Source organism: Undibacterium parvum, from assembly GCF_003955735.1.
Lineage (GTDB): Bacteria > Pseudomonadota > Gammaproteobacteria > Burkholderiales > Burkholderiaceae_D > Undibacterium > Undibacterium parvum.
In genome coordinates this window covers 1,654,614-1,670,324 of record NZ_CP034464.1, presented here as the reverse complement: position 1 = coordinate 1,670,324, position 15,711 = coordinate 1,654,614, and the positions used below count along the sequence as shown (strand labels likewise).

Below are 15,711 nucleotides of genomic sequence, written 5' to 3'. Positions count from 1 at the left end.
GCGCGCTCCGGTTTCAGTTTACATTTGTTTTTTCGTGAGAAAATTTTTCATAGGCCGCCGCCATCAGTTTGTCGTAATTGTTTTTCCAATACTCGGGGCCGTTATAGCCTTTGGCAAACGCCACCCAATCATGCTGGCGCAGTGCATTGCTGAGGTGATTGTGTTTGATGTATTCGCAAAAGGCATCGAGCTGGGATTTTTCATCTGTTTGCATGGCGTTGTAGAAATCATCCACCGAAGTAAAACCGCAGGTGGCAAAATTAAAACCCATCACCTGAAATTTGCCGTAACTGGCCGACATGCGCGCTGCGGTTTTATTCAGCGCCTCGGCCTCTGCCAGTCTGCCGTATTCTTTGATACCACCCAGATAATATTGCTTGGTCCAGGGCGTATAACAGATACTCGGATTGCTATCTTTAAAAGCCCCCTTGGTGTACTTGTAAAAAATATGTCCTTCAAAAAGAATTTTCGCCTTGCCTTCGTTTAAAAAGCCGTTCCCGCGACTCTCCACCTCAGCCACTGCTTTGATGGCCGCGACATCACAATCCAAGAGGTAGGCTGCGGTCTCGAAATCATGTTCTTCAAGTAGTTTAGACATTTTATTTATTCCATAAATTTCTGATCTTATGAACTAAAAGTAAAAAAACCAGCTGGCGTATGCAGTTAGCGTACAAGAACTGTAGCCTTTGATAAGATCTAATAATGCCAGCACAGCTCCCCCCAATTTTTATGTGATTGTTCTTCTCACGAATGTGCATCTCAAGTCAAAGCTCCACGTCAAACTTGACGCAAGCAACAGGGTGGATGGAACATGAATTTAGGTATCGTGAAACTGATAAAAATTGTTTCGTTCGACTTGTTGGCAATGAAAAATTACATAAATTTCCCACCATAATATTGCGCCCGTCCCTTGTTTAATTTTGCGTGTGGCAAATTCTAATTTGGCGCGGTATGCAATATTAGTGGTCATAATCAAGTCACCCTTTCGGCTTTCAGGACATTAAATTGGCGTATGATTTAGGATGGATGGACAAATGGCATTTTCTCCATAATTTTTCCTTGAAAAGCTCTGATGCCAACCATCTCCATTCACTACCTGCGTTACTTCAAAAGATGACAATATTCGTGGTCGTACGTCGGTAAAAGTTGCAATCCCTAGCCAGACTCTGTTCGAATCATCAAGCATTAACATATATCCTTTTGGAACTGTCATATTGGTATCATCGGGATAAAAAGCAGAAAAACATCCAGCTTGAGAAATTTTCCGGGAAGAAAATTTTTCAATATTCGGCAATAATGTTGGCAACGGGGTAACTGATTGTACTGCACCAGTTCCACCTGCGGCTGTGGGGGACGAGGCTACTACTTGATTTAAGGATGGCGTCTCCCAAGCAGTTGAATAGTCAATAAACTCAATATCCGTTCCCCTATTTAGTAATTTCAATGCAGCGTTTCTGTTATCTGGTAATGTTAAAATTCCGCGTATCTTCGCCATTAAATCGGGAATCTCAGCTTTCCATTTAGGAAAATTAGGGAACGTGGGTCCATAAGCTTTTTGACCATCAGGAACTTCAGGCAAAACTTCACCAAGTCCATAATGAGTAGCTATCATTTCTCCAGTATCTTTCAAATCTCTGAAACAGTCAGAAAACAGTTTAGTCTGGGGCCAATCGGACGAATGCATGGACTCATCAATAAAAGCTTTCATCGTAATTGCTCTATCGGGCTTACTTAAACGAATTTCGGTACTTAATTTTGTGTAAATTGCATTGCATGTCTCTGAAGTGTTTTTATTTGGATTTGAAAGATCTTGCCCTAGGCTTGGTGATCCTGAATTTAGTACTTGTAAAATATTCGGCAGACCCGGTTGCTCCGGATAAGCTAGGACATGCTTTGTTAAGGAGTTCTCTCTATTGGGGAGATAATTTGGTCCGATTGGCGCGGAATCAAAAATTGATCGAACGTAATCAAATTTAAGTACAACGGTAAATTGTTTATTATTACTGTCTAATTCCCCGCGTTGGAGCCGAGTAATTACGTCTGCCGCGCTCTCATCCCACTTTGTTTCTGCGAGATATACCGGGATCTCATATTTTATTGGGACTTTTCGAATCTTGATCCAATCTTGTTCAATGACCGAAGAACCGTTCGTCATATTTCCGGCATATTTTTCAAATCCTTCAATAAACGGTAACAATGCCGGTTCGCCGATTTTCCCCATTAACGTTGTGAGCGCGATTGTGGCGGCACCTGTTGTAAAAATTGCGGCGGCACTAACGGCGATTTGAGCCTTCTGTACAAGTTCATATTTTGTATTTGTCGTCGATCTGACGTTTAACATTATTCTTAGGTCCCCAACAGAACCGGATAAACTCGATTCCAGTCTAGTTAAAGGAATTACTGTGATTGGTAATTTAGCAGGAGAGATACAATCCCCTTCGTGACCAGTGGAATCAAAAGTGGCAATAGGGATATCTTTATCGGAAAGATTTGTTTGGAATCCGCTTGTTTTTAAAGACAACGCAACTTGTGTCGTTTGTTTACTACCAAAGAAAGGGTTTTTTCCGAGTGCGATACAGCTTGTTGGCGGTATTTTTACTTCAGCAGAGATTCTCACGTACCCATCATCTCCATTCGCTAGAGACATCCAAAGAGGCGGATCCATAGATTCGCTTAAAATCGGTTCTGCTTTTGGAAATAATACTTGTTCTGCATTTGACGCTTGGCTAAACAAGTAGGACATAGTAAATACTAGCCAAACTGCCTGTGTTTTTTTAAAGAAAATTTTCATCTAAATCTCGCTATTTTTGAGTTGGAACTGCTACATGTGCGACTCAAACGACTTGTTACTTTAATTGGGTATTTATTATTAATATTGATAATCCCTATAAAAGTAGAACATTTTATAAATAAAACAAGAATTAAATTTAATGCAACGTTTTGTTGCTGCTCAAGAACTGTTCTTCCCAGCACTTTTTTTAAATAAGCTAGCTTCGCTATGACTAGACTCTCGACTATTGTTTACCGTCAAAGATAGAAAAATCGTAAGCGTCCAACAGATCCGTCTAGCATTTATTCCTAAAGCGCATTAACAAGGCAGCGGTAGCAGTTCATCAATCCGGCTGTTTGGATGCGTCGGTAATTTTTCGAGTGTGCCTTTAAGCCATGCCAAAGGTTCTATGCCATTGGCTTTCGCGGTGGCGAGCAGGCTTTGAATGGCGGCAGCTTGTCGGCCTGCTCGTTCAGAACCGGCGAAGAGCCAGTTCTTTTTGCCAATGGCAATAGGGCGAATGGCGTTTTCAATCGGATTATTGTCGATTGGCAGATGACCGCTATTGGCGTAGCGTTCAATCGCGCTCCAGCGTTTGAGGCTGTAGTCGATGGCTTTGGCGAGACTGCTGCCATCGGCGCTCTGTTGGCGTGTGTGAATCAGCCAGGCATGCATCGCTTTGAGTTCTGGCAGCGCCTGTGTAGCACGTCGTTGTTGTCGTTGTTCGATACTGTCGCCTTTACCCTCGGCCTCAATGTGATACAGCTTTGCAATGCGTGTAAGTGCCTCATTGGCAATCGGATGCCCATTGGCGGCGTGCAGGTCGAAGAATTTGCGACGGGCGTGCGCCAGGCAGGCCAGTTCGGTGATGCCCAGCGCGAACAGGGCTTTGTAGCCGGCATAATCATCCACCATAAGATGGCCTTGCCAATGCCGCAGAAACGCGCGCGCATGACTGCCACTGCGTCCGGTTTGGAAATCGAACACGATGATGGCAGGCTGGTCTTCTAAGGCATTGCTGCGATATGCCCATAGATAGGCACGCTTGGTCTTACCATTGCCGGGGTCGAGCAGCGGCACCGGGGTTTCGTCGGCATGCAGCACTCGTCCTTGCTTGAGTATTTCTGCCAACCGGTCACTGAGCGGTTGCAGGGCGACGCCAATACGTCCTACCCACTCGGCCAGTGTGGAGCGGGCAATGCCAACACCGTGTCGACTGCTGATTTGCTCAATCCGATACAGTGGTAAGTGATCGAGATATTTTTGAATTACCACCCATGCCAATAATCCTGGTGCCGCCAGACTACGATCGATCACTGCCGGGGGAATGGCTGCTGCGGTGACTGTCTCACAAGCGCGACAGGCGTATTGAGGGCGAATATGCCGATGCACAAAGAAGCGTGCTGGTTCGACGTCGAGTTGTTCACTGATGTCTTCACCGATCTTGATCAGGTCTTTGCCGCATTGAGCGCAGGTGCAGCTTTCTGGCTCATGACGATGTTCAATGCGCGGCAGTTCCGCTGGCAGTGGCCTACGTCCGGTAGGGCTTGGCTTACGTGGTGTTGTCGCTGAAGATAATTGGGCAAGCTCGGCCTGCATCGCAGCCAGGTCGCTTTGTTCGCACTCTAAAAACAGGTCGCGTTGTTGTACCGTAAACGCTTCGGCTTTTGCGCTGAATTTGAGACGTTTGTGATACGCCAGTTCTAAAGTCAAGGCTTGAATTTTGCATTCTTTGACGTGAAGATCGTGCTCCTTGCGACGTAATTGATCCTGCAAAGCAGCCTTCTCCGCCTGTGCCAGTCCGGCCCCATTCAACTGCGCCATCACCCATTGAGTCAGTGCGGGGTCAGCGTTGAATTGGGCGAGTTTGGTGGCGATATCCATGCACGAAAGTATACCTCGCCCGACCGAAAGTTAACAGGGGGAGGCATCCCTTTTTATACGCGCCAATTCGATTGTGGCGGCGCGTTAAGTCGGGGCCAGTCAACGCCCGTGGTGAGCCATTGCCATTCTTCGTTCGACAAGACACACGCCGCATCATGGCTCTGCGGCCAGACGAAGCGACCTTTGTGCAAGCGTCGCATACATAACCAAACACCGGTGCCATCCCAGATCAATAGCTTGATGCGGGTGCTATTCTTGTTACGAAATGCATAGGCACTGCCATCGCAAGGTGGCTTACCCAAACTTTCTTGTACATGCAGGGAAAGTCCGTCAACACCGCTGCGCATATCGATCGGTTCGACAGCGAGATACACCTGTGCCGGAGTCAGTGGCAGGCTCATGGTAGTTGCCGCAGCAATTGCGCCAACACGGGTAAGTCAACATGGTTAGAAATAGTCACCTGCCAACCGGCCGGGCTGCACAAGACAATCTCGGGAAGTGATGCCCTGATCGACACCGGCACCAACTTGCAAGGCTTCATGGCTGGCCGCGGCGATGTCGATGCGATTGTCGTGAGGGAGGTGTGCTTAGCTTGAGAAACTACTGGCGATTTTACAGCGGGTGTGGCAAGTGTGACACTCTGATCAATAACGATGGAAGCGAGGCGTTTGCGCCAGGTATAAAACGTTGAATAGCCGATGGCTTCACGTCGACAATACGCGCTCAGTGATAAGCCGCTCTCAGCCCAGTGCTGCTGATGCTTAGTCCAAAACGCCACTTTGAGAGGATTGAAATTCATGCTAACTCCAGATCATTGAAAGAGTCGAGTGTCACTTATATCGTTATCGATTTCCAGATGGTTGCGTTGGACGCTTACGAAAAATCCACGCTGGGGGCCGGATGAAAAACCGAATGGGCATAAAAAAAGCCCGGAAAAACCGGGCTTTTTGCTTTTGGGGAATATTGCTTTACATATTTCTACGATATTGGCCACCGACCTCAAACAGCGCCGTGGTGATTTGCCCTAGCGAGCACACTCTTGCTGCGTCCATCAGTTTGGCGAAGACGTTTTCGTCGTTGATCGCCGCTTGTTGCAGGGCGACCAGTGCTTGCGGTGCGACGTCGGCGTGGCGGCTGTGGAAATCGGCCAGGCGATGCAATTGCGATTGCTTCTCTTCGTCAGTCGAGCGTGCCAGTTCGATTTTCTGGGGCGTGTCGCCTTGCTTAGGATTGCGGAAGGTGTTGACGCCGACGATAGGTAAAGTACCGTCGTGTTTCATGTGTTCGTAGTGCATCGATTCTTCCTGAATCTTGCCGCGCTGGTAACCGGTTTCCATCGCACCCAACACACCGCCGCGTTCGGCGATACGTTCAAACTCTTGCATCACGGCTTCTTCTACCATGTCGGTCAACTCTTCGATGATGAAGCTGCCCTGGATAGGGTTTTCGTTTTTGGCTAAACCCCATTCGCGGTTGATGATCAGCTGGATCGCCAAGGCACGGCGTACTGATTCATCGGTAGGCGTGGTGATGGCTTCGTCGTAGGCATTGGTGTGCAGGCTATTGCAGTTATCGTAGATCGCGATCAAGGCTTGCAGCGTGGTGCGGATGTCGTTGAAGTCTATCTCTTGCGCATGCAGGCTGCGACCGCTGGTCTGAATATGGTATTTCAGTTTTTGGCTACGATCGTTCGCGCCGTATTTATCGCGCATGGCAATGGCCCAGATGCGGCGTGCCACACGACCCAGGACCGTGTATTCAGGATCCATGCCGTTGCTGAAGAAGAAGCTGAGGTTGGCGGCGAAATCGTCGATGTGCATGCCGCGCGCCAGGTAGGCTTCGACAAAGGTGAAACCGTTCGACAGCGTAAACGCTAACTGAGAAATAGGATTGGCACCGGCTTCGGCGATGTGATAACCGGAGATCGATACCGAGTAGAAATTGCGCACCTGATGATGCACGAAATACTCCTGAATATCGCCCATCACTTTCAAGCTAAATTCGGTAGAGAAGATGCAGGTGTTTTGGCCCTGGTCTTCTTTCAGGATGTCGGCTTGTACCGTGCCGCGCACGTTCATCAGCACCCAGGTTTTGATCTTGGCGGCTTCGTCCGCAGTTGGTTCGCGCTTATTATCCGCACGGAATTTATCCAGTTGCTGATCGATTGCCGTGTTCATGAAGAACGCCAAAATCGTCGGCGCCGGACCGTTGATCGTCATCGATACCGAGGTAGTCGGATCACACAGTTCAAAGCCGTCGTACAGCACCTTCATGTCTTCCAGTGTCGCCACCGAGACGCCGGAATTGCCGACCTTGCCGTAGATGTCAGGACGGATCGCCGGATCGGCACCGTACAGCGTGACCGAGTCAAACGCGGTGGACAGGCGCTTGGCATCCATGCCTTGCGAGACTAGCTTAAAACGGCGGTTGGTGCGGAAAGGATCACCTTCACCGGCGAACATGCGGGTCGGGTCTTCGCCTTCACGCTTAAAGGCAAACACCCCTGCGGTGAACGGGAAGGAGCCAGGCACGTTTTCCAGCATCAGCCAGCGCAGGATTTCGCCGTGATCGACAAAGCGCGGCAATGCCACTTTGCGGATTTTGGTACCAGACAAAGTACTGCTGACCAACTGGGTGCGGATTTCCTTGTCGCGGATTTTCACTACGTATTCGTCACCGGCGTAAGCCGTCTGCATGTCTGGCCACATCGCGACCAGTTGCTTGGATTCGGCGCTGAGGTGATTGTCGCGTTCGCTGATCAGTTCGTCGAGACTGGCAAAATTCTCGCTCGCCTTATTCGCCTTGCTCAGCATGCGTCGGGTTTCTTGTAATTGCTGACGCTCGCGCGCCAGCGTGACTTGCTTGCCGCTGTGTTTGTGATAGTGGCGCACTGTGTCGGCGATTTCGGCCAGGTAACGGCTGCGGGCTGGCGGCACGATCACGTTTTTACCGCTAGAGTATTTCACCGCGATCAAAGGCAATTTACCGGGCAGCACTTTCAGGCCGCGTTCGGCCAGCGCTGGCAACAAGCCCTGATACAGGGCGGTCACGCCGTCATCGTTAAAACGCGATGCCTGGGTACCGTACACCGGCATTTCGTCCGATTTTTTTGTCCACAGTTCGCGGTTGCGCTGATATTGCTTGGCGACATCGCGCAAGGCATCTTGCGAACCCTTGCGATCAAATTTATTGATGGCGATGAAGTCGGCAAAATCGAGCATGTCGATTTTTTCCAATTGCGAAGGCGCGCCGAATTCTGGTGTCATCACGTACATGCTCAGGTCGACATGCTGCACGATGGCAGCGTCGCCCTGGCCTATGCCTGAAGTCTCGACGATCACCAGATCAAAGCCAGCCAGCTTGCAGGCGGCGATCACATCGGGCAGCGCTTGCGAGATTTCAGAGCCGGCTTCGCGCGTGGCCAGCGAGCGCATGAAGACCTTGAGTTGGCCTTTCCACGGATTGATCGCGTTCATGCGGATACGGTCACCGAGCAAGGCGCCGCCCGATTTACGACGCGACGGATCGATAGAAATGAGCGCGATATTCAGATTATCGTTTTGATCCAGACGTATGCGGCGTATCAGTTCATCGGTGAGTGAAGACTTACCTGCACCGCCGGTGCCGGTGATCCCCAGTACCGGAATCTTAATTTGTGCTGCGGCCGTATGGAGTGCTTTGAGCAGCTCCGGTGCGACGCGCTGGTTTTCTAAAGCCGTGATCAATTGCGCTAGCGGCCGGTGTTTGGCAACAATGTCGCCGCTGCTCAAGACATCGAGGCTAGTCGGTGCGTAGGTCGAAAGATCAATATCGCAAGCTTGTATCATGGATAAAATCATGCCGACCAGGCCGAGGCGCTGGCCGTCTTCCGGACTAAAAATGCGTGTCACGCCATACGCGTGCAGCTCGGCAATCTCTTCCGGCACGATCACGCCACCGCCGCCACCGAATACCTTGATATGCTCGCCGCCGCGTTGCTTGAGCAGATCGATCATGTATTTGAAGTATTCGACATGCCCGCCCTGATAGCTGGAAATCGCGATGCCTTGCGCATCTTCCTGCAATGCGGCAGTGACGATTTCTTCTACCGAGCGGTTGTGGCCAAGGTGGATCACTTCGGCACCATTGGCCATCAGGATGCGGCGCATGATGTTAATCGAAGCGTCGTGGCCGTCAAACAAAGAGGCGGCTGTGACGAAGCGCACTTTGTTGGCGGGTTTATATTCGTTTAATTTTTCGGCTATGGACAGGTCGGTCATGTCTTCCTCAACGGGTCTGAAACTGGGGGGCGCACAGTAATGGCTGCGGCTACTCACTAATTGTTTGGTTATTTATATGACGCTAAGTTAGCTTACGTTAACGTAAACGTCAATGTAAACGCTAGAAAAACGCAATATCTAAGCCTAGCTAAAATGCTATGCGCAATATCCATGCGCCTCACAGACCGAAAATGGCTGGAAAGGCCCATAAACATTGCGCAATACGTTTTGGAAACCTCTAAAAACCCCATAATCGGGCGCATCGCTGCGTCGATTGTTCAATGCGATCCTCGCAATACCGACGTATTGCTCCGGTTTGCGCCTTGCGCTGCATCCCGATTAAAGGGTTTTTAGAAGTTCCCTTTTAAAACACTAAGCCGCGTGCGGCACTGTTGGAATCTGGCCTATTACTTTCGCTTTAGGCGGTTGCAATAAGATCGCTTTTTGCGTCTGATACTCTTGCATGGCTTTTTCTTTAACATGGCCAAAACCACGGATTTTCTCGGGCAGGTTCGCTAAGGCGATGGCCTGCTCCAGATTCTCTTGATCCAGTTTGGTGCTCAGCATCAAGATCATCTCGCGGTATTCTGCGATCAGGGCGCGCTCGCTCTTACGTTCTTCACTATAGCCAAAAATATCTAATTTACTACCGCGCACGCCCTTGCACTTGGCCAGCAGCTTAAACGCCTGCCATACCCAGGAGCCGTATTGCGCCTTGATCAGATGACCCTGGCTATCTTTTTTCGAGAAGATAGGCGGTGCCAGATTGAATTTCAGACTAAAGTCGCCCTCAAATTGCTGCTTGAGTTTATCGGTGAAATCGCCATTGGTGTACAAGCGTGCGACCTCGTACTCATCCTTGTAAGCCATCAGCTTAAACGCATATTTCGCCACTGCCGTGCTTAATCGGTTGCCTGCGTTGAGCTTGGCTTCGGCCTGGCGTACTGCGCCTAGCAAATCAGAATATTGCTGGGCATAGGCGGCGTTTTGGTAATCGGTCAAAAAGCTGACGCGTCGCTGTATCAGGCTATCCAGACTTTGCGGCATCTGCACGATCACCGGTTGCGCTGGAATCGCGATTTTCTCTACCCGGCTAAAATCGACGGCAGCACGTCGGCCCCAGAGGAAGGCTTTCTTGTTCGACTCTATCGCTACGCCATTGAGTTCTATGGCGCGCAGTAAGGCCGCTTCAGTCACCGGGATCGCCCCTTTTTGGTAGGCAAAACCGAGCATGAACAGATTGGTCGCGATCGAGTCACCCATCAGCGCCGTGGCTAATTTGGTGGCATTGATGAAATCAACCTGATTCCCGACCGACTCGGCGATCAGGTGTTCGGTCGATTCTAGCGGGAACTGCCAATCCGGATTTTTGGCGAAAGGCCCGGTCGGCTGCTCGTGCGTATTGATCACGGCACGGGTGCGGCCTACCCGCATTTTGGAGATGGCGTCATGGGCACCAGCGGTCAGGATATCGCAACCAAGGATGAGGTCGGCTTCACCGGTGGCGATGCGCTGCGCGCGCAACTTGCTGGCTTGCTCGATGATGCGGATATGCGACGTGACCGAGCCATTCTTTTGCGACATGCCCGTCATATCTAGTACCGAAGCACCCTTGCCTTCCAGATGCGCGGCCATGCCCAGCAAAGCGCCGACCGTAATCACCCCGGTGCCGCCTATGCCATTGAGCAAAATATTGTAAGAGCTGGCGCAAGCTGGCAAGACCGGTTCTGGCAAAGCGCCAAAGTCATCTTGCTTGGCGGTGCCGGTCTTGGATTTTTTCAGTTTGCCGCCTTCTACCGTGACAAAGCTAGGGCAAAAACCTTTAACGCAGGAATAATCCTTGTTGCAAGACGATTGGTCGATAGTGCGCTTGCGGCCGAATTCTGTCTCCAGCGGCATGATGGAAGTACAGTTCGATTGCACACCGCAATCGCCGCAGCCTTCGCACACGGCTTCATTGATGAACATGCGCTGATCGGGGTCAGGGAATTCGCCTTTCTTGCGGCGACGGCGTTTCTCGGCGGCGCAGGTCTGGTCGTAGATCAGTACCGTGCAACCCGGCAGTTCGCGCAATTCGCGCTGTACCGCATCCATATCCTTGCGGTCGTGCAATGTCAAAAATGCCGGCAAATTAGAGCGGTCGGTGTAGCGCGACAAATCCTCGGTCACCAGCGCGATGCGTTGTACGCCTTCGGCCGCCATCTGCTGTGCCATCATCGCTACGCTAATGGTGCCGTCTACCGGCTGGCCGCCCGTCATCGCGACGGCATCGTTGTACAAAATCTTGTAAGTGATGTTGACCTTGGCCGCTACGGTGGCGCGTATCGCCAGATAACCGGAGTGGAAATAAGTACCGTCACCGAGATTCTGAAAAACATGTGGTAAGGTCGAGAATGCGGCCTGGCCTATCCACGGTGCGCCTTCACCACCCATGTGGGTGGTGAGCTTATTAAATTCCGGGTAAATCGCGGTTGCCATCACGTGGCAGCCGATACCGGCTAAGGCCAAACTGCCTTCCGGCACCTTGGTCGAAGTATTGTGCGGACAACCTGAGCAATAGTAAGCCGGACGCGTCGGTGTAGTGACCTGCTTGGTCAGTACCACATCCTTGGCTTCTAAAAACGCCAGTCTGGCCTTGATCAGATCACTGGTATGGAAGCGTGCGATCCGCGAGGCGATCACACGGGCGATTTGCGCCACCGAAAAATCGGCCTTGGAAGTGAGCAACCATTCGCCGCGCGGATGTACCCATTCGCCTTTTTCATCAAACTTACCGATCACGCGCGGACGCACGTCGTCGCGCCAGTTGTACAGCTGCTCTTTCAGCTGGTATTCAACCATCTGACGTTTTTCTTCTATGACCAGAATTTCATCGAGACCCTGGGCAAATTCACGTACGCCATCCGGCTCTAGCGGCCACGGCATCGATACTTTATACAGACGGATACCGATCTCGGCGGCGAATGCCTCATCAATGCCCAGTTCTTCCAGCGCCTCCAATACATCCAAATAGGATTTGCCGGATGCGACAATACCCAGACGCGCAGTCGGGCTGTCGATGGTGGTGTGGTTGAGCTTGTTAGCGCGCGCATAGGCGAGTGCCGCATAAATCTTGTAATCCTGCATCAAGGCTTCTTGCTTGCGCGCTTGTATCCCCAGCGTATCCAGAGACAGGCGAGTATTGAGACCACCTTCTGGCATTACGAAGTCTTGCGGATACACGATCTTCAGACGGAATGGATCGGCGTCTACCGAAGCGGTTGACTCTACCGTATCGGCCAGCGCCTTGAAGCCTACCGCGCAACCGGAATAGCGCGACATGGCCCAGGCATGCAGACCGAGATCGAGGTATTCCTGCACATTGCAGGGATACAGCATGGGGATCATGCAGGCGGAAAATATATGGTCAGACTGATGCGGCAAGGTCGAAGAGTAAGCGCCGTGATCGTCACCGGCCACCAATAATACGCCACCGTGTTTGGCAGTGCCGGCGTGATTCATGTGCTTGAAGACGTCACCGCATCGATCCACGCCCGGGCCTTTGCCGTACCACATAGAAAATACGCCATCGTATTTGGACGGACCGATCAAGTCTACCGTCTGGGTGCCCCAGACCGCAGTGGCGGCCAAATCTTCATTCACGCCGGGCACAAACTTGACGTGGCTTTGTTCAAGTAATTTTTTGGTTTTCCACAAGGTCTCGTCCAAGCCACCCAGGGGTGAACCGCGATAGCCGGAAATAAACCCGGCGGTATTTAAGCCTGCGGCCAAATCACGCTGTCTTTGTATCATGGGCAAACGCACTAAGGCCTGGATGCCAGATAAAAAGATGGTGCCGCTGTTGGACGTATATTTGTCGTCGAGACTGACCGCTGCCAAGCCTGAATGTGATGCAGGGGGCGGAGAATTTTTCTCGGACGGAGTGGATGACGAAGCGGATGACGAAGTAGTCGAATAAGGTGCAGAACTAGACGCAGGCGCGAGCGCCGGACCAGCAGATTTCTTAGCTGTGTCGGATGACATGTGAGGCTCCAAAATTTGTAATTTAGTGTGCAAAGAACATGCGCTGTATCCGGTAAGAAACAATTTTGTTCAGAGGCTAGACTGAGGTATCAGAACTAGCTTCATATTGCGGTGGCTGTGATAGCAGCCATTTTAGTCCAATTCTTGCTCAAAATCGAGCCGCCAGCGAAGTGACAGCATGAATGATCACATTGATGATCACACTTTTGATCACACTTTTACCTCGCTAGTTGCGCGATTTTGAACAGACTGGGCGGCATCAAAGAAAGCTTTCGAAATAGTGCTGCAGCGCTTTCTCGACTCCTTTGAAATCTGCTGTGACTACAGTGTAGGGCCAGTCGAACAATTGCGAAAATACGAAATTTCAATAGGGCTATCATGAAAACTTATAGCCGATTATTTTTGGGTGAATTTTGTCTGAATTCTAGCTTAACGCTGCTCCAGTTGCCCGCGCAATTGGCTCACTATCAGGTCGACAAAACTCCTCACTTTGGTCGATGCATAACGGCTTTCCCTATGCACCACATGCACCGGCAAAGGCTGCGGTTCATAGTCGGGCATTAGCCGCAGTAATTTGCCCGACTCAAAATGCGCCGCCACCTGATACGACAACAGGCGGCTGATGCCCAGACCTAGCAGGCTAGCCTCGATCGCTGCATCATTGCTGCTGACGGTCAGACGCGGCTTAACCCGGATCGTGGTCTTGCTGTCCTGCCCGAACTTCCATTCCACAAAAGGTGTGACGCCACTGGCTGCAACGATGCAATGCTGCGCCAGATCAGCAGGGCTAGTAAGCGCGGCATGTTGCTCCAGATAAGCCGGTGTGGCGCACAGCACACGGCATATCTGGCCTACGCGTATCGCCTTCATGCTCGAATCGGGTAACTCGCCTATGCGGATGCCGACATCGATACCTTCTTCCAGCAGATTAACGACACGATCTAAAAACAGCGCCGAGACATCCATGCCCGGGTAACGGTTCAGGTAGTCGACGATGCCAGGCATGACAAACATCTTGCCAAATAAGACCGGTGCTGTTACCGCCAGATGGCCGCGCGGTTCGGCATTGATGCCGGCGGCGGCCTCATCGGCAGTCTCGACTTCGGCGATGATGCGGCGTGCGTCATCCAGATAGCGTTGGCCGGCATCGGTGACCCGCACAAAACGCGTGCTGCGATTGAGCAACTTGATACGCAAGCGCGCCTCTAAGGCGGCAATCGCGCGTGTTACGGCTGGTGGCGACATGCCCATACGACGCGCGCCGGCAGCAAAACCTTCTTCTTCGGCAACTGCCACGAACACCGTCATTAAATGCAGCTTATCCATAGCTTGGTCCTAGTTTTATGTCTTAGTTTGTTGCTAAAAATTGTAAGAAGAAATTTTAAGTCCTAGACGCTTTTACTTCAAAGCGCAATTCCCTAGGTAAGTGCTAAATCGTTACTGTTCAGCCCGCTATGAAGAAAGTCAAAACCACTCAACACAGAGGCACAGAGACACAGAGATTCACAGAGGAAAGCAAGGCAGTTCTCCGTTTGTCTCTGTGTCTCTGTGTCTCTGTGTCTCTGTGTCTCCTTTGAGAGGTTTTCGTTTTTTTTAATAATTTTAGTAGCAGGCTGAATAGATACGTTAAATCAAAATTTGAAAAGTGCTGCTGCCGTTGGCGCATAGCCCATGCGGCTTTCCGGCCTATCGGCCCGCTCAGGCATATTCCATGCGGCTGCCCAGCCTGCCTATCGCCAAACCCGCATGGGATATGCGCGCTCAGGCATGTGTGGAATTACTTGCGCTTATCTTTTTTCTCAAACAACAAGGCTTCGCGTCTTAGCCATAGTTCAAAGGCGAGCACAGTAGGGCTTTTCTTTTTGCCGCTGGCGGTCACCATGTAATAGGCATATTCGGAAGGGGCGATTACATCGAATAGACGCACCAGTCGGCCAGCTGCGATGTCGGCCGAGACCAGGCTGCTGCGACCGATCGCGATGCCTTGCCCGGCGATGGCTGCGGCCAGCATCAGATTACTGTCACTGAAATAGGTCTCATGTTTGAAGCTGGCGCTGTCTAGGCCCGCGAGTTTGCTCCAGGTGTCCCATTCCAGCGGACAGTCGTCGCAGAGCAGACGGTAGCGTTTTAAGTTATTGATATTGTTGGGCAGCTTGCCTTTATTGAAGTTCGGGCTGCAAACTGGAAAGATGCGGTCTTCCAAAAACTTTTCGGCCTCGCAATCAGCCCAATTCCCTAGGCCGTAGCGTATCGCGATATCGATGGACGAGCGTTCCAGGTCGTGGATTTCTAGCGAGGCATGGATGCGCACCGCCACACCCGGTTGCAGTTTTTGGAATTTGTTCAGGCGCGGCACTAGCCAATAGGTGGCAAATGAGGGCAAGGTCGATACCTTGATCGCAGGTGCCTCGTGGCTCTTGCCGAGTTCGCTTAAAGCCCTTCGGATTTGTGTTAAGGCCGGTTGTATCTGCTGCTGCAATGCGACTCCGGCTGCGGTGAGTTGCATCTGTCGCCCCTGCCGCACAAACAGCGTGAGTCCCAACGAGTTTTCCAGATTACGTATTTGCTGGCTCACCGCGCTATGGGTAATGTGCAATTCTGCCGCGGCCAGCGTATAACTTTGATGGCGGGCCGCGGCTGCGAAACTGCTGAGGGCATTGAGTGAGGTCGGGAACATCAGACATTGTTAGTTTTTCTTACAGAAGCTGTCAATAAATATCGTTCGCTTTCGATTGCCAGGCTCTTTATGATGGCAGCCTAAGCCATTCTGGCCAT

The 15,711-nt window shown here is 51.1% G+C and carries 9 protein-coding genes; all 9 read right to left on the bottom strand.

From position 1 onward, the window contains the following. Positions 1-13: 13 nt before the first annotated feature. Positions 14-598, bottom strand: a complete 585-nt coding sequence (locus EJN92_RS07195; RefSeq protein ID WP_126127183.1) for an N-acetylmuramidase family protein — start codon at positions 596-598, stop codon at positions 14-16. 402 nt (positions 599-1,000) lie between these two features. Next, positions 1,001-2,791, bottom strand: coding sequence for a hypothetical protein (locus EJN92_RS07190; protein WP_126127182.1), 1,791 nt, complete (start codon positions 2,789-2,791; stop codon positions 1,001-1,003). Between the two features lie 297 nt (positions 2,792-3,088). Next, a complete protein-coding gene (gene tnpC / locus EJN92_RS07185) occupies positions 3,089-4,654 on the bottom strand; it encodes an IS66 family transposase (RefSeq protein ID WP_126126216.1) in 1,566 nt (521 codons plus the stop codon). Between the two features lie 53 nt (positions 4,655-4,707). Next, positions 4,708-5,055, bottom strand: coding sequence for an IS66 family insertion sequence element accessory protein TnpB (gene tnpB / locus EJN92_RS07180; RefSeq protein ID WP_126126595.1), 348 nt, complete (start codon positions 5,053-5,055; stop codon positions 4,708-4,710). Further along, complete coding sequence (tnpA, locus tag EJN92_RS07175; RefSeq protein WP_126126596.1) at positions 5,052-5,453, bottom strand: IS66 family insertion sequence element accessory protein TnpA; 402 nt, start codon at positions 5,451-5,453, stop codon at positions 5,052-5,054. The genes tnpB and tnpA overlap by 4 nt, the downstream gene beginning before the upstream one ends. A gap of 169 nt (positions 5,454-5,622) precedes the next feature. Next, positions 5,623-8,913 carry a fused isobutyryl-CoA mutase/GTPase IcmF gene (gene icmF / locus EJN92_RS07170; protein WP_126127181.1) on the bottom strand — a complete coding sequence of 1,097 codons (3,291 nt, stop codon included), beginning with the start codon at positions 8,911-8,913 and terminating at the stop codon, positions 5,623-5,625. A 372-nt stretch (positions 8,914-9,285) separates the two neighbouring features. Beyond that, positions 9,286-12,936 carry an indolepyruvate ferredoxin oxidoreductase family protein gene (locus EJN92_RS07165; RefSeq protein ID WP_126127180.1) on the bottom strand — a complete coding sequence of 1,217 codons (3,651 nt, stop codon included), beginning with the start codon at positions 12,934-12,936 and terminating at the stop codon, positions 9,286-9,288. A gap of 429 nt (positions 12,937-13,365) precedes the next feature. Next, positions 13,366-14,262, bottom strand: a complete 897-nt coding sequence (locus tag EJN92_RS07160) for a LysR family transcriptional regulator (RefSeq protein WP_126127179.1) — start codon at positions 14,260-14,262, stop codon at positions 13,366-13,368. A gap of 451 nt (positions 14,263-14,713) precedes the next feature. Then, positions 14,714-15,613, bottom strand: a complete 900-nt coding sequence (gene gcvA, locus EJN92_RS07155) for a transcriptional regulator GcvA (protein ID WP_126127178.1) — start codon at positions 15,611-15,613, stop codon at positions 14,714-14,716. Between the last annotated feature and the right edge of the window lie 98 nt (positions 15,614-15,711).